16 protein-coding genes are annotated in these 14,151 nt (G+C 64.6%); all 16 read left to right on the forward strand.

The window, feature by feature from the left end; all coding sequences use genetic code 11:
- The first annotated feature begins 3 nt into the window (after nt 1-3).
- The 16 genes from AC1DSD_RS05305 to AC1DSD_RS05380 all read left to right on the forward strand — a co-directional run bounded on the left by AC1DSD_RS05305 (nt 4) and on the right by AC1DSD_RS05380 (nt 14,136).
- Complete coding sequence (locus AC1DSD_RS05305) at nt 4-327, forward strand: DUF5076 domain-containing protein (RefSeq protein ID WP_478028870.1); 324 nt, start codon at nt 4-6, stop codon at nt 325-327.
- The gene (locus AC1DSD_RS05310; RefSeq protein WP_478028871.1) at nt 327-989 is read left to right on the forward strand and encodes a CoA transferase subunit B; all 663 of its coding nucleotides are present in this window, start codon (nt 327-329) and stop codon (nt 987-989) included. Before AC1DSD_RS05305 ends, AC1DSD_RS05310 begins: the two co-directional genes overlap by 1 nt.
- A 63-nt stretch (nt 990-1,052) precedes the next feature.
- Nucleotides 1,053-2,000 (forward strand): NAD-dependent epimerase/dehydratase family protein, encoded by a 948-nt coding sequence (locus AC1DSD_RS05315; RefSeq protein WP_478028872.1) that lies wholly within the window; start codon nt 1,053-1,055, stop codon nt 1,998-2,000.
- Nucleotides 2,001-2,395: 395 nt separating this feature from the next.
- The gene (gene leuC / locus AC1DSD_RS05320; protein ID WP_478028873.1) at nt 2,396-3,835 is read left to right on the forward strand and encodes a 3-isopropylmalate dehydratase large subunit; all 1,440 of its coding nucleotides are present in this window, start codon (nt 2,396-2,398) and stop codon (nt 3,833-3,835) included.
- Between the two features lie 109 nt (nt 3,836-3,944).
- Nucleotides 3,945-4,574 (forward strand): 3-isopropylmalate dehydratase small subunit, encoded by a 630-nt coding sequence (gene leuD / locus AC1DSD_RS05325; RefSeq protein WP_478028874.1) that lies wholly within the window; start codon nt 3,945-3,947, stop codon nt 4,572-4,574.
- A complete protein-coding gene (locus AC1DSD_RS05330; RefSeq protein ID WP_478028875.1) occupies nt 4,537-5,538 on the forward strand; it encodes an NADPH:quinone oxidoreductase family protein in 1,002 nt (333 codons plus the stop codon). Before leuD ends, AC1DSD_RS05330 begins: the two co-directional genes overlap by 38 nt.
- Nucleotides 5,539-5,637: 99 nt before the next feature.
- Nucleotides 5,638-5,961 (forward strand): DUF1476 domain-containing protein, encoded by a 324-nt coding sequence (locus AC1DSD_RS05335; protein WP_478028876.1) that lies wholly within the window; start codon nt 5,638-5,640, stop codon nt 5,959-5,961.
- Nucleotide 5,962: 1 nt separating this feature from the next.
- Entirely contained in the window at nt 5,963-6,193 is a 231-nt protein-coding gene (locus AC1DSD_RS05340) for a BolA family protein (RefSeq protein ID WP_066812599.1), read from the forward strand.
- A 13-nt stretch (nt 6,194-6,206) separates the two neighbouring features.
- Nucleotides 6,207-6,539 carry a Grx4 family monothiol glutaredoxin gene (grxD, locus tag AC1DSD_RS05345; protein ID WP_478028877.1) on the forward strand — a complete coding sequence of 111 codons (333 nt, stop codon included), beginning with the start codon at nt 6,207-6,209 and terminating at the stop codon, nt 6,537-6,539.
- Between the two features lie 27 nt (nt 6,540-6,566).
- The gene (locus AC1DSD_RS05350; protein WP_478028878.1) at nt 6,567-7,853 is read left to right on the forward strand and encodes a glycosyltransferase; all 1,287 of its coding nucleotides are present in this window, start codon (nt 6,567-6,569) and stop codon (nt 7,851-7,853) included.
- A gap of 589 nt (nt 7,854-8,442) precedes the next feature.
- Nucleotides 8,443-8,811, forward strand: coding sequence for a BlaI/MecI/CopY family transcriptional regulator (locus tag AC1DSD_RS05355; protein ID WP_066812593.1), 369 nt, complete (start codon nt 8,443-8,445; stop codon nt 8,809-8,811).
- Complete coding sequence (locus AC1DSD_RS05360; RefSeq protein ID WP_478028879.1) at nt 8,808-10,334, forward strand: M56 family metallopeptidase; 1,527 nt, start codon at nt 8,808-8,810, stop codon at nt 10,332-10,334. The genes AC1DSD_RS05355 and AC1DSD_RS05360 overlap by 4 nt, the downstream gene beginning before the upstream one ends.
- Before the next feature lie 510 nt (nt 10,335-10,844).
- Complete coding sequence (locus AC1DSD_RS05365) at nt 10,845-11,699, forward strand: MBL fold metallo-hydrolase (RefSeq protein ID WP_478029024.1); 855 nt, start codon at nt 10,845-10,847, stop codon at nt 11,697-11,699.
- Complete coding sequence (locus AC1DSD_RS05370; protein WP_478028880.1) at nt 11,684-12,397, forward strand: DUF4230 domain-containing protein; 714 nt, start codon at nt 11,684-11,686, stop codon at nt 12,395-12,397. The genes AC1DSD_RS05365 and AC1DSD_RS05370 overlap by 16 nt, the downstream gene beginning before the upstream one ends.
- Nucleotides 12,398-12,510: 113 nt before the next feature.
- On the forward strand, nt 12,511-13,281 hold the full coding sequence (locus tag AC1DSD_RS05375) for a hypothetical protein (protein WP_478028881.1): 771 nt from the start codon (nt 12,511-12,513) through the stop codon (nt 13,279-13,281).
- A 54-nt stretch (nt 13,282-13,335) separates the two neighbouring features.
- Complete coding sequence (locus AC1DSD_RS05380; RefSeq protein WP_478028882.1) at nt 13,336-14,136, forward strand: hypothetical protein; 801 nt, start codon at nt 13,336-13,338, stop codon at nt 14,134-14,136.
- The last annotated feature ends 15 nt before the right edge of the window (nt 14,137-14,151 follow it).

Genomic DNA, 14,151 nt, shown 5'->3' on the forward strand with positions numbered 1-14,151 from the left:
AATATGACCGACAAACCGATCCCGATCGACCTCGTGTCGTTCGCCGAAACGCTTGGCGACAGCCGCGAATTCCTGCGCGTCTGGGCAAAGCATGGCGGCACGTTGAGTTTCGTCAATCCGCGCCCGCTCGGTGCCGACCCGGCCTTGTTCGGCATCGCGATGGTCGATGTCATCCGCAATGCGGCGTCGACCTACGCCAAGGCGATCGGCGTGCCCGAGGATCAGGCGCTCGAACGGATCTGGATGGGGCTCGATGCCGAGCGCGGCGCGCCCACCGAAGACGATGCTCTGCCGCCCGCCGTGGTGGTTGCCAGAAAGGATGATTGATGGCCCAAGAAAACAAGGGTTGGACTCGTGACGACATGGCCGCCCGCGCCGCGAAGGAGCTGCGTGACGGTTATTATGTGAACCTGGGCATCGGTATCCCGACCCTTGTCGCGAACCATATTCCGGTCGGCGTCGAAGTGACGCTGCAGTCGGAGAACGGCATGCTCGGGATCGGCCCGTTTCCTTTCGCCGGCGAGGAAGACCCCGACCTGATCAACGCCGGCAAGCAGACGATCAGCGAGCTGCCGCAATCGGTCTATTTCTCCTCTGCCGACAGTTTCGCGATGATCCGTGGCGGGCATATCGACCTGACCGTGCTCGGCGCGATGGAAGTCGCGGAGAATGGCGACATCGCCAACTGGATGATCCCCGGCAAAATGATCAAGGGCATGGGCGGTGCGATGGACCTCGTCGCCGGCGTCAAGAAGATCATCGTCGTGATGGAGCATACCAGCAAGAACGGCGATCCCAAGTTCATCCCGGCCTGCACCTTGCCGCTGACCGGCAAGAACGTGGTCGACATGATCGTCACCGATCTATGCGTGTTCCAGCGGCCCGATCACCAGTCGCCGTTCCGCCTGATCGAGCTTGCGCCCGGCGTCACCGCGGACGAGGTCGCGGCGAAGACGACAGCCAAATACGAGGTGCTGGCCACGGCGTGACGCAAGCCGCGCCGAGCGGCAACCGGTGTGGACGGGAAATGGCGGAGATAGAGGCCGGATAGCATGCGCGTATTGTTGACGGGATCGACCGGTTGGCTGGGCCGCTATCTCGCGCCGATGCTGCGCGCCGCCGGTCACCAGGTCGTCGGAATGGACGTCGCGCCCGGTCCCGACACGCGCGTCGTCGGCAGCGTGGCCGATCGCGCCTTGGTAGAACGCGTGATGTTCAGCCATGGGATCGAGGGAGTGATCCACGGCGCCGCGCTGCACAAGCCGGATATCGTGCGCTATCCGCGCCAGGCGTTCATTGACGTCAATGTGACCGGGACATTGAACCTGCTCGAATGCGCGATCGCGGCAGGCGCCGACCGGTTCGTCTTCACCTCGACCACGTCGCTGATGATCACCCAGGCAATCCGCGACGAGACTGCCGACGAGGCGGTGTGGCTCGACGAGAGCAGCGGACCGCTCAGCCCGCGCAACATCTATGGCGTGACCAAGCGCGCGGCCGAGGAACTGTGCCGCTTGGTGCATGCCGAGACTGGCCTGTCGATCATCATCCTGCGCACCTCGCGCTTCTTTCCCGAAGATGACGACACGCATCGCGATCTGTCGGGCGAGAATATGAAGGCCAACGAGTTCCTCAATCGCCGGCTGACGGTCGAGGATTGTGCGCAGGCGCATATCGCCGCGCTCGAACGCGCCCCGACGATCGGCTTTGCCACCTACATCGCCTCGGCGCCGACGCCGTTTTCGCGCGACGATGTCGTCGAGCTGAAACGCGATGCACGAGCCGTGATCGCGCGGCTGTTTCCCGACGCCGCCGAGCTGTTCGCGGCGCGTGGCTGGCAGCTGCCGCAACAGGTTGGGCGCGTCTACGACGCTGGCGCGATCGAACGCGGGCTGGGCTTCCGCTGCGCGACCGATTTCCCGGCGATCCTCGCGGCGCTACGCGAAAATGGTCCGATGCCGTTCCAACATGACGCGAGCTATTCATCGCCCAAAGAGTGATTTAATCTCACGATAGGAAATTGGCCCATAATGGTGGCGAAATATTATTCGCCGCTTGGACTCTTGTCGAATCGATCTAAGGTTGAATCCGACGTAATTAATTTACGCAACTCCGTAAAAGTGCGTTTTCCCGCCAAAACATCATTTGTCAGCGGAAATTATATTTCAGCTGTGAGGAGAGCGGTCATGTCTGCTTCGGACGACGCCTTGCATGCGGTCGTGACGGCGACCGTCGATCAGATGGAATCTGAACCCGAACCAGCGGAATAGTATCCGGCCCACCCCCGGGCGGCGGCGCGGCGAATCCTGTCGCGTCGCCGTTTTCTTTCATTCTGACCGGCTGACAGTTTTCCTTTGTTGCTTGCGATCGGGCGCGGAGGGAGTAAGTCGCCGTCATGACCCCCCACCCGCAGACCCTCTATGAGAAAATCTGGAACGCGCACGTCGTCGAACGCCGCGACGACGGCACCTGCCTGATCTATATCGACCGCCACCTGGTCCACGAAGTCACCAGCCCGCAAGCGTTCGAGGGGCTCCGCGCCGCCGGACGCGCGGTGCGCCGGCCCGATCTCACGCTTGCGGTTCCCGATCATAACCTGCCGACGACGCCGCGCGTCGATGCCGCCGGGCACGCGATCCCGATCGCCGATCCCGAAAGCGCCAACCAGCTCGAGACGTTGCGCCACAACGTCGCCGAATTCGGCGTACCCTATATCGACGCGCTCGCCGCGGCGCAGGGCATCGTCCATGTCGTCGGCCCCGAACAGGGCTTCACCTTGCCCGGCACGACGCTCGTCTGCGGCGACAGCCATACCTCGGCGCACGGCGCGCTCGGCGCGCTGGCGTTCGGCATCGGCACCAGCGAGGTCGAACACGTCCTCGCCACCCAGACGCTGTTGCTCCAGCAATCGAAGACGATGGAAATCCGCGTCGACGGCGAACTCGGCTTCGGCGTGTCGGCCAAGGATGTCGTGCTGGCGATCATCGGCCGGATCGGCGCGGCTGGCGGTACCGGCTATGTCATCGAATATACCGGCGACACGATCCGCAATCTGTCGATCGAGGGGCGGCTGACCGTCGCCAACATGTCGATCGAGGCTGGTGCGCGCGCCGGCCTGATCGCACCCGACGACAAGACCTTCGCCTATCTCAAGGGGCGTCCGATGGCGCCATCGGGTGAGGAATGGGACAAGGCGGTGGCCTGGTGGCGGACGCTGCCGACCGATGCCCAGGCGGTCTATGACGCGACCGTCCGCCTGTCGGCGAGCGACATCGCGCCGTCGCTGACCTGGGGCACCAGCCCCGAAGATGTGGTTCCGATCACTGGACGCGTGCCCGATCCCGACAGCTTCGCGGATCCTTCGAAGCGCGTCGCGGCGCAAAAGTCGCTCGATTACATGGGTCTGACTCCGGGCACCGCGATGCAGGACGTTGGCGTCGATCAGGTCTTCATCGGCAGCTGCACCAACAGCCGGATCGAGGATCTGCGCGCCGCAGCCTCGGTGGCGAATGGTCGCCATGTCGCCGACGGCGTCCGCGCGCTGGTCGTGCCGGGCTCCGGTCTGGTCAAGCGGCAGGCGGAAATCGAAGGGCTCGACCGCATCTTCATTTCCGCCGGATTCGAATGGCGTGAGCCCGGATGCTCGATGTGCCTGGCAATGAACCCCGATAAAGTACCGCCTGGTCAAAGATGCGCTTCCACCTCGAATCGGAATTTCGTAGGAAGGCAGGGTCCCGGGGCGCGAACACATTTATTATCCCCGGCAATGGCGGCGGCGGCGGCGGTAACGGGCCGATTGACCGACGTCCGCGAGTTGATGGGGGATCGCCAATGAAACGCGTACTCGTTCTGCTGGTCGCCGGTTCCATCCTGAGCGGTATCGCCGCTTATGCCGCGATGGCGATGCCTGCTCCTCCCGAAAAGCCAAGTGAAAAGCCCAATAAGTGACCCCAGTCCGCAAGGTTGAAGGCCGCGCCTATCCCTGGGGCGCGAAGAACGTCGATACCGATGTGATCATCCCGGCGCACTGGCTGAAGACGATCAGCCGCGCCGGCCTGGGCAAGGGCGCGTTCGAAACGGTGCGCGCCCAGCCCGGCAATATCTTCGACGATCCGCGCTACGCCGGCGCGCCGATCCTGATCGCCGGGGACAATTTCGGCTGCGGGTCGAGCCGCGAGCACGCCGCCTGGGCGCTGATGGACATGGGCGTGCAGGCGATCATCGCACCGAGCTATTCGGACATCTTTTCGGGCAATGCGGTCAAGAACGGGATCGTGCCTGTCGTCCTGCCGCAAGACGCGATCGACCGCCTGGTCGAGGTCGCCAAGACCGATGACGTGACCGTCGATCTGGAAACCATGACGGTCACCACGCCGTTCCAGGACCGCTTCGAATTCTCCATCGATCCTTTTCGACGCCAGTGCCTGATGGAAGGGCTGGACGAGGTGGGATTGACGCTGGCAAGGGATACCGCGATTTCGAAATACGAATCCGCGGTCTCGTCAGAACGGCCGTGGTTGAGCCGGGAGAGAGACTATGCGGGCCTTGCTGTCGAAAGCGCCGGGCGGACCTGAAACGCTAATAATGGACGATCTGCCCGATCCCGTTGCAGGGGCGGGTCAGGTGGTCGTCGCGGTCAAGGCCTGCAGCATCAATTATCCCGACGTCCTGATCATCGAGGACAAATACCAGATGAAGCCGCCGCGCCCGTTTGCCCCGGGCAGCGAGGTATCGGGCGTGGTCGAGAGCGTCGGCGAGGGTGTGACCGACTTCAAGCCGGGCGATCGCGTCTTGTGCACGACGGGCGCCGGTGGCCTGGTCGAGAAAATCGCGGTGCCCGCCGCGTCGCTCTATGCGCTCCCCGCCGAACGCAGTTTCGAGGAAGGGGCGTCATTGCTCCTGACCTATGCCACCAGCATCCATGCGTTGCTCGATCGCGGTCACCTCAAGGAAGGGCAGACCCTGCTCGTGCTTGGCGCCGCCGGTGGTGTCGGCCTGGCCGCGGTCGAGCTCGGCAAGGCGTTCGGCGCGCGCGTCGTGGCGGCGGTGTCGTCCGAGGAAAAGGCGCAGGCGTGCCGCGACGCCGGTGCCGACGATGTCGTCATCTATGGCCGCGCCCCGTTCGACAAGGATCAGTCAAAGGCGCTCGCCGATCAGTTCAAGGCCGTGCTGGGCGCCGGCGGCGCCGACGTGATCTACGATCCGGTCGGCGGCGATTATGCCGAGCCCGCCTTGCGCTCGATCGGATGGGAAGGGCGCTATCTGGTCGTCGGTTTTCCTGCCGGCATCCCAAAATTGCCGCTCAACCTGACCCTGCTCAAGAGCTGCGACGTCTGCGGCGTGTTCTGGGGCGCGTTCGCCGCGCGCGATCCCCAGGCCAATCGCGCCCATGTCGATCGCTTGTTCCGTTTGTGGAAGGACGGCAGCATCGCGCCGCGTGTGACCGAGGTCTTCCCGTTCGAACGCGGCGGCGACGCCATCGCCAAGATGGCAGCGCGCGGCGCGATCGGGAAGCTGGTGGTCAAGGTCGCGGACTAGCGCCTTCCCATCCGTGTTGGGGAGGAACAGATCCACCCCTTCCCATAGCCGCCGCGCAATCCTATCTCCCCAGGCGTAACGAAACGCCAGGGAGTAGCCATGACCACCTTCGACGACCGCGAACGCGCTTTCGAAACCAAGTTCGCGCGCGATGAAGAAATGGCGTTCCGCGTGATCGCCCGGCGCAACAAGCTGCTCGGCCAATGGGCGGCCGGGCTGATGAAGCTGACCCCCGAAGAAACCGACGCTTATGCCAAGGCAGTCGTCCAGGCCGATTTCGAGGAAGCCGGCGACGAAGACGTCGTGCGCAAGCTGTATGGCGACCTGACCGCTGCCGGGGTCGAGGTGGAGGAAGCCGATGTCCGCAGGGCGATCGAGGACCGAATGGTCGAAGCGCGCCGGCAATTGATGGAATCCAACTAAAATGCCGATGGCGGCCGATGACATACGCGCGTTGATCGTGGCGAATATTCCCGACGCGCGGGTCGAGATCACCGATCTGGCCGGCGACGGCGACCATTATTCTGCACGTGTGGTGAGCAAGTCGTTCAGCGGCCTGTCACGTGTGAAGCAGCATCAGGCGGTTTATGCCGCGTTGGGCGGCCGGATGGGCGGAGTGCTCCATGCGCTCCAGCTCACCACCGCCGCCGAATGAAGGAGTGAAGACGATGACCGACGCCGCACAGGCGCGTATTGCGGAACTGGTACAGCGTTCTGACGTACTGCTATTCATGAAAGGGAGCCCCTTATTCCCGCAATGCGGCTTTTCGAGCCGCGCTGTGGCGATTCTCCAGCATCTTGGGGTCGAGTTCGACAGCGTCGACGTGCTCCAGGATCAGGAAGTCCGTCAGGGAATCAAGGCGTTCAGCGACTGGCCGACCATTCCTCAGCTCTATGTGAAGGGCGAATTCGTCGGCGGCTCCGACATCATGATGGAAATGTACGAGAGTGGGGAGCTGTCGCAGCTTCTCGCCGCACAAGGAGCTACTCCCGCCGCCTGACCGGCGCGCGTGTAAAAGGGAATAAACATGCTGCTGCAAGGCGACCCCCCGCGCCGCGCAGGAGAGAGCGGTGCGCCGCTGATCCTATGCGATTTGACTCAAAGCTACGCGCCTTCGGGCGGTGGCGGTATCAGCACCTATCTGCGTGAAAAGCGCGATTATGTGCTGACTCACACCCCGCATCATCTGCTTCAGATCGTGCCGGGGCCGGAAGACAAGATCACGGTCAATGGCCGCCACATCTTCGCGGAGGTGGGCGCTCCGCGCGTGCACGGCAGCCCCAATTACCGGTTCATCCTGCGCACCGCCGTGGTCCGCGACATCCTGGCGAAATACCGGCCCGACGTGATCGAGTCGCTGTGTCCCTGGGTGCTGCCCTGGACCGCGATCAATCATCGCAGGAAATTCCCGGAAACGACGTTGGTCGCCGGCTATCGCACCGATTTCCCCAACGCGCATGTCTATCGGGTCGGCCGCGACAAGTTCGGCGAGACGATCGGTCGCGGACTGCAATGGCTGAGCTATGGCTATGCCGAGCTCACTTATCGCGAGTTCGACTGGGTCTATACGTTGAGCGAGGACGCCAGGGAGGTGCTGGCGCAGCGCCGGATCACGCGCACCGACGTGCTGCCGCTGGGTGTCGATATCGACATGTTCTCGCCGGCCAAGCGCGACCCGGCATTTCGCCACGAGCTCGGCTTCGACTTTCGCGGGCCGCTGCTCGTCTATGCCGGCCGCGTCGATAACGAGAAGCGCGCCGACCGCTTGATCGCCATGTTCAAGCAATTGCCGCGCGATCTCGACGCCGCGATGGTGATGATCGGCGACGGCAAATTGATGGATCGGCTCAAAACCGAGGCGAGGGGCCTACCGGTCGCTTTCCCGGGGTTCGAAAAAAACCGCGCCGAACTTGCTCGCGCCTTGGCGTCATCGGACATCTATGTCTCGGCCATGGCCGATGAGACGTTCGGCATCTCGGTGCTCGAGGCCCAGGCTTGCGCATTGCCGATTGTCGGCGTCGCGTCGGGCGCGATGCCCGATCGCGTGCCCCCGGGTCTCGGCCTGCTGGGGCCGGTCGACGACACGAGGGCAATGGCCGCGAACGTGCTCAAGATCTGGCGCGACGATCATCACGCGATCGGCATCGAGGCGCGCCATCACGTCGAAACCAACTTCAGCTGGAAGCGTACCTTCGAGCGGTTGCTCGGCGACATCTATCCCAAGGCGATGGCGCATAGCGCCGCGCGCGCGACCGCCGGCAAAAGCGGGTGGTTCGGCGGTGTCCGGGAGCCGCAACCGCTCGCTGCCGAGTGACCGCGAGGAAAGTCTGATCTGCTGAGAAGCCGGGTGAGGGCGGACCGGCGCGAGATCGGGGGAGCGACCGGTCCGCCCTGCTGAAGCGGGAAACCGCTCGGGCACGCGATACATTGCAGAGGGCGTGCCAGTCCGTGCCAATGACGGATTTCCGCGGGACTCGATGGTTAACGGCCATCGGGTGGCCGTTGTCTCTGTAAGAAATCCCGACGTTTTCTATCGTCCGTCACGAATCCCTCTCCCGCTCGCGGGAGAGGGAGGGGCCCGCCGCCGAAGGSGGKGGGAAGGCGAGGGTCTTCTTACTTCTTTTTCTGCTTCTTGAATTTCATTCTCTTGGAAGAAGAAAGAAGACCCTCACCCAACCTGCACCGGGTGAACAGCGCCCCGCGCTGTTCAGGTCATGCCGGGGGCATGACCGACCCGGCGCACCCGCACGCGGGAGAGGGCTGATGGCATCACCGTTAGCCGCATGGCCAAGTCGATACCGGGACGAGCCCGGCATGACGGAATATCGCGAACGCCGCCCTCTGTTCTTGACTACACTCGTAATCAATGCGATTACATGCGTAGTCGTGAGGGAGAACGAGTCGTGGCCGAACGCATCAGCGATGCCGAACATGCGGTGATGGAAGTACTGTGGGAGGAAAGCCCCCTGACGGCACAGGACGTCGCCGAGCGCGTCCCGACCGAGCGCGGCTGGAGCGCCAATACCGTCAAGACCTTGCTTGGGCGCCTGCTCGCGAAGAACGCGATCGCGCATGAGGAAGAGGGTCGGCGCTACCTCTATCGTCCGCTCGTCGAGCGTGAGGATTATGTCGCGGGTGAATCGCAGCGGCTGATCGATCGCCTGTTCGGCGGCAAGCTGACCCCGCTCGTCGCGCATCTCGCCGACCGCGACCAATTGACCGCGCAGGACATTGCCGAGATCGAGGCCATCCTGAAGGAGCTCAAGGCGTGATTGCCTGGGCGATCGAGGCGCTGCTCGCCTCCACGCTGCTGATGGCGGTAGTGCTCGTCATCCGCGCGCCGGTCCGCCGTCAGTTCGGACCCGGAATCGCCTATGCGCTTTGGGCGCTTCCCGCGGTCCGGCTGCTGCTGCCGCCTCTGCCGCAACTGCACAGCGCGGCACCGCAATTGCTCAACCGGGCAAGCCAGACCGTCACCATTTACGTCATCGAGCCGCTCGGAGGCTCGGCCGCCGCGCCTACGTCCCTCTACTCCTCGCTTGGCGCGGCTCTGGCCGTGCTGTGGGGCGTGGGCGCGGCGGCATTCCTTGCCTGGCACGCGCTTGGCCATTGGCGCTTCTGTCGCCGGATGATCGACCAGAGCGTCTCCACCGAGCGCGCCGGCGACATCGAAGTGATCGAGACCTCGGCGGCGTCGGGGCCGCTCGCCTTCGGCATCTTCCGCCGTTACGTCGCCTTTCCCCGCGATTTCGCCGAGCGCTACGACGCCGACGAGCGTGAACTCGCGCTGCTGCACGAGCTTGGCCACCATCAGCGCGGCGACCTGATCGCCAATTGGGTCGCGCTGGCGGTGCTCGCCCTCCACTGGTTCAACCCGCTGGCGTGGCGCGCTTTCCGCGCATTCCGTGCCGATCAGGAAATGGCCAATGACGCGCTCGTTCTCGCTGGCCGTTCGGCGATCGACCGGCACACTTATGCCTGTGCGATCGTCAAGGCGGCGCATGGCGGCGCGGTGTCGGCGGCCTGCCACCTCCACACCATACAAGATCTGAAAGGACGTTTGAGGATGCTTACCACCGGACGCCGTTCACGGCTTCGACTGACGCTGGGCGGCACCGCCGTCACGGCGCTGATGATCGGCGGCCTGGCCGCCACCGCCAGCGGCACGCCCGCTGCCGCCACCGTCCGCGCCGGAGTCGAGAAGGCCACCGGGATCGACATCGCGACGATCGACGCGCGTGTCGCGGCGAAATTGCAGTCGGCGCCAGCCGCGCCCCCGCCCGCCGCCGAGCCCGAAGGCGTCGATCTGCCGGCGCCTCCGCCGCCGCCCGCCGACGTAGCGCCCTTGCCGCCCATCGACGGCAGTAATGTCGCGATCAGCGACGGCGGCACCAGGAAGGTCTCCAAGCGCTTCAAGATCGTTCGCGTCGGCAAGGACGGCAATTCGGTCACCGAGGATTGGGTCGGCCCGGTCAACGTTCCCGACGTGCGCTCGAGCAATTGCGGCGGCGGTGACGATCGCAACATGGTCGTCAACAAGACGCGCGGCGACAAGCGCATCGTCATCATCTGCAACGACCGCATCGAACGCGTCGTCGCGATGAGCAATGCCAATATCGAGAAGTCCAAGGACATCCAGCGCATGGCCTATGCCCATGCCCTTGAAGGTCTCCACCGCGCCCGCGAGCGGGTCGCCCGCGATGAGCGCATGGGTGCGGAGGCGAAACGCGATGCGCTCGAGAGCATCGACGACTCGATCAGGGACATGCAGGCCGACATGGCCAATCCGGATTGATCGCTTTGCCCTCTCCCGCAAGCGGGAGAGGGTTGGGTGAGGGTCTTCTTTCTTTTTCCAAGCGTTTGCCGTGACAGAAGAAGAAAGAAGACCCTCACCCTCCCACCGCCTTCGGCGGCGGGCCCCTCCCTCTCCCGCAAGCGGGAGAGGGGCTGGCAGATCAGGGAGGAAGGGCGGCGGCGCCGCGCGACCTCGGCTATGCGGCCGCGGTAATGCCTAAAGCCCTCTCCCGCTTGCGGGAGAGGGTTGGGTGAGGGTCTTCTTCCTTCTTCCAAGCGTATGTCGAAGCAGAAGAAAGAAGACCCTCACCCTCCCACCGGTTCGCGGCGGGTCCCTCCCTCTCCCGCAAGCGGGAGAGGGGCTCCCAGATCAGGTCCACAGCACGCCCGCCGCCCGACCAACTGACCGGGTTATTTGTGGTCGCACCGCTTTGCGGAAAACCGGTATCCACTTTTCCGCGCGATGCTCCAACCCTTGCCAAGCCCCGTTCCAGCCGCCATCTCGACCGGCATGGACGAGCAAAAGCCCGGCGTACCGCAGGTCCTCGAACCGCTGGTGACGCGGGTTCTGGCGGATAATCCGTCCCCCTTCACCCATACCGGCACCCAGACCCACCTGGTCGGCACAGCCGATCTGGCGGTGATCGATCCCGGTCCCGACGATCCCCGGCATATCGACGCGCTGGTCCGCGCGATCGGCGGCCGCGCGGTCACCGCCATCGTCATCACCCATACGCATCGCGATCACAGCCCCGGCGCGGCGCCGCTCAAGGCCCGGACCGGCGCTCCGATCGTCGGCTGCGCCCCGCTCGCGCTCGAGGATCTCGGCCCGCGTGCCGATGCCAGTTTCGACGCCAATTACGCGCCCGACGCGGTGATGGCGGAAGGCGAGAGCGTGTCGGGCAGCGACTGGACGCTGACCGCGATCGCGACCCCGGGGCACACATCGAACCATCTCGCCTTCGCGCTTCCGGAGACGAAGGCGCTGTTCACCGGCGATCATGTCATGGGCTGGTCGACCACCATCGTCTCGCCGCCCGATGGCGACATGGCCGCCTATATGGACAGCCTCATCAAGCTCCAGGCGCGCGACGACCGCATCTATTACCCGGCGCATGGCGACCCCGTCGACAAGCCGCAGCGCCTGGTGCGCGGGCTGATCGGCCACCGCAAGCAACGCGAGGGGCAGATATTGCGCCTGCTCGACGCCGAGCCGCGCACGATCCCGGCGATGGTGGCGAAAATGTATGTCGGCATCGACCCGCGCTTGTTTCCCGCCGCCGAGCGATCGGTCCTCGCGCACCTCTATGAACTGCGCGACCGGCACATCGTCGCCGATCAGGGGGATATATGGCAGAAGATCTGAAACACAGCCGCAATGGTGCTGCGACCAGCTTTCTGATCAAGTTCGGCGGCGCACTGGCGCTGATCGCCTTGTTTTTCGCCGGCGGATTGTGGGTGGTGCAGTCGTACATCAAGGCGCGGGTCGATCCCGATCCGGTGACGATCGCCACCGCGAGCATCCAGGGGCTGCGCGAGCAGAACAAGCTGTCGGCCTTCCAGGCGAGCTATGTCGCCGTCGTCACCTCGACCCAATCGCGCTTCGGCCTGTCGACCGAACGCACCTTGATCATGCCCGGAACGGTCGATTACGATGTCGACCTCAGCAAGCTCACCCAGCGCGATGTCGTATGGGACGCGAAGAGCAAGACCCTGGGCGTGACCCTGCCGCAGCCGATGCCGTCCGCGCCGCGCATCAATATCAACGCGATCAAGAGCTATGGCCATAACGGCGTACTGGGCACCTTCACTGACGTCGGATCGCAACTCGACGACACCAACAAGGCCGCGGCGCAAAAGGAACTCGCCAGCCAGGCGCTCCAGCCCGAGCCGATGAAATTGGCGCGCGACGCGACCCGGCGCGCGGTCGAACAGAGTTTCGCGCTGCCGCTCAAGGCGGCGGGACTCGATGCGACGGTCCGCGTGCGCTTCGCCGGCGAGGGTCAGAATGACGAGATCTGGGACATGTCGAAGCCACTCGATGGCGTGACCTACAAGCGCTGATCGCAAGGTTCCCCACCCGCGAGCGGGAGGGGAGTAGGGGCTCCGCGCAATTTGGCTAATCGCAACGGGCGCGTTATGATCTCTCCGCGGGAAAATTCGTGGGGGGTACTCGAATGGCGACGCTGGCACCGGCCGGTCATGGCATGACGCGAGAAGATCGCGTGTTTTTTTGGGGTGGCATCGCGATGGTGCTGGTGCTCGTCGCCGGCTTCTCGATGCAACTCGCGGCGGGACGATCGAGCTTCGGCGCCCCACTTTACGTCCATGCGCATGCACTGACGTTTTTCGGGTGGACGATGATCTACCTCACCCAGACGTTGCTCGGCACCAGCGGCAACATCGCCCTGCACAAGCGCGTGGGGTGGATCGGCGCGGCGTGGATCCCGTTGATGGTCGTGGTCGGAACGATGGTCGCGTACCAGTCGCTCCGGCTGGGCCGTTCGGCGCCGATCTTCACGCCGGCCTATTTCACCGTGATGGCGCCGCTGACGGTCTATACCTTCGCCGGCCTGTCGACCGCGGCGATCATGCTGCGTCGCCGGACCGACTGGCACAAGCGCCTGCATTTCTGCGCGATGGCCGGGCTGATGGGGCCAGGGTTCGGCCGCATCCTGCCGATGCCGTTGTTCATTCCCTATACGCCGCATGTCGAGACCGCGACGATCCTGCTCTTTCCGCTGATCGCGATCACGATCGAGTGGCGGCGAACCGGTAGCGTGCACCGCGCCTGGCTGTGGGGCTTCGGCACGCTCGTCGCGGTGCGGATCGTGACCGACCTGCTCGGCGCGTCGCCGATCGCCGCGGCGTTGCATGAGTGGATTACCGCCGGTTCGCCCGGCGCCGCGCTGCCGCCATTCGCCTATCCACCGCTGCCGGGGGCGTGAGAGCGCTACGGCACGGATCCTAGTGCAACTGTCGCCTGTCCGGAGGGAAAAAGCATGGCAACAATCGCGGCACCATTCATTGGTTCGGGTTCGGACGGCAAATTCTTTCTGAAGACGTCGGTCGCGATGGCGGTCATCATTGCCGCGGGCTTTTCGCTGCAACTGGCGATGGGCCGGTCGACCTTCGCATCGCCGCCGCTGGTCCACGCGCACGCCATCGTCTTCATGGGTTGGGTGACGATCTACCTGTTGCAGAACATATTCGCGGCGACCGGGTCGATGGTGCTGCATCGCCGGCTCGGTTGGCTGGCGGCCGCCTGGGCAGCGGCGATGGTCGTGCTCGGCTGCGCGGTGACCGTGGCGATGGTGCGGCGTGGACAGGTGCCGTTCTTTTTCACGCCGCTGCAATTCCTCGTCTTCGATCCGATGACCGTTTTCACCTTTGCCGGCCTGACCGCCGCGGCGATCGGGATGCGCCGAAAAACCGACTGGCATCGACGGCTGCATTATTGTGGCATGTCGCTGTTGCTCGGCCCGGCCTTCGGACGGTTGTTGCCGATGCCGTTGCTCGCGCCCTGGTCCTATGAGGCGACATTTGCCGCTACGATGATCTTTCCGGTGATCGGCGTGATCGCGGACCGGCGCCGCACCGGCCGCGCGCATCCGGCGTGGCGCTGGGGCATCGGCACGATGATCGCGTCGCTATTATTGGTCGAACTGATTACCTTCAGTCCAATCGGCCGCGCCATCTATCGCGGCGTGACAGCAGGGTCCCCCGGCGCGGCAATCCCACCGCTCGAGCCGGGTGTGCCGCCCAGCGGTCCCTTGATCACGGGGCGTTCCGTGTCCACATGAGCCGCTTAGTGGCGG

It is taken from the genome of Sphingomonas sp. P4_D12, from assembly GCF_056401895.1.

What these genes read in the sequence shown, in the direction of transcription:
- AC1DSD_RS05305 (WP_478028870.1), top strand. Translation starts at nt 4, where the DNA reads ATGACCGACAAACCGATCCCGATCGACCTCGTGTCGTTCGCCGAAACG.
- AC1DSD_RS05310 (WP_478028871.1), top strand. Translation starts at nt 327, where the DNA reads ATGGCCCAAGAAAACAAGGGTTGGACTCGTGACGACATGGCCGCCCGC.
- AC1DSD_RS05315 (WP_478028872.1), top strand. Translation starts at nt 1,053, where the DNA reads ATGCGCGTATTGTTGACGGGATCGACCGGTTGGCTGGGCCGCTATCTC.
- leuC (WP_478028873.1), top strand. Translation starts at nt 2,396, where the DNA reads ATGACCCCCCACCCGCAGACCCTCTATGAGAAAATCTGGAACGCGCAC.
- AC1DSD_RS05330 (WP_478028875.1), top strand. Translation starts at nt 4,537, where the DNA reads ATGCGGGCCTTGCTGTCGAAAGCGCCGGGCGGACCTGAAACGCTAATA.
- AC1DSD_RS05335 (WP_478028876.1), top strand. Translation starts at nt 5,638, where the DNA reads ATGACCACCTTCGACGACCGCGAACGCGCTTTCGAAACCAAGTTCGCG.
- AC1DSD_RS05340 (WP_066812599.1), top strand. Translation starts at nt 5,963, where the DNA reads ATGCCGATGGCGGCCGATGACATACGCGCGTTGATCGTGGCGAATATT.
- grxD (WP_478028877.1), top strand. Translation starts at nt 6,207, where the DNA reads ATGACCGACGCCGCACAGGCGCGTATTGCGGAACTGGTACAGCGTTCT.
- AC1DSD_RS05350 (WP_478028878.1), top strand. Translation starts at nt 6,567, where the DNA reads ATGCTGCTGCAAGGCGACCCCCCGCGCCGCGCAGGAGAGAGCGGTGCG.
- AC1DSD_RS05365 (WP_478029024.1), top strand. Translation starts at nt 10,845, where the DNA reads ATGGACGAGCAAAAGCCCGGCGTACCGCAGGTCCTCGAACCGCTGGTG.
- AC1DSD_RS05370 (WP_478028880.1), top strand. Translation starts at nt 11,684, where the DNA reads ATGGCAGAAGATCTGAAACACAGCCGCAATGGTGCTGCGACCAGCTTT.
- AC1DSD_RS05375 (WP_478028881.1), top strand. Translation starts at nt 12,511, where the DNA reads ATGGCGACGCTGGCACCGGCCGGTCATGGCATGACGCGAGAAGATCGC.
- AC1DSD_RS05380 (WP_478028882.1), top strand. Translation starts at nt 13,336, where the DNA reads ATGGCAACAATCGCGGCACCATTCATTGGTTCGGGTTCGGACGGCAAA.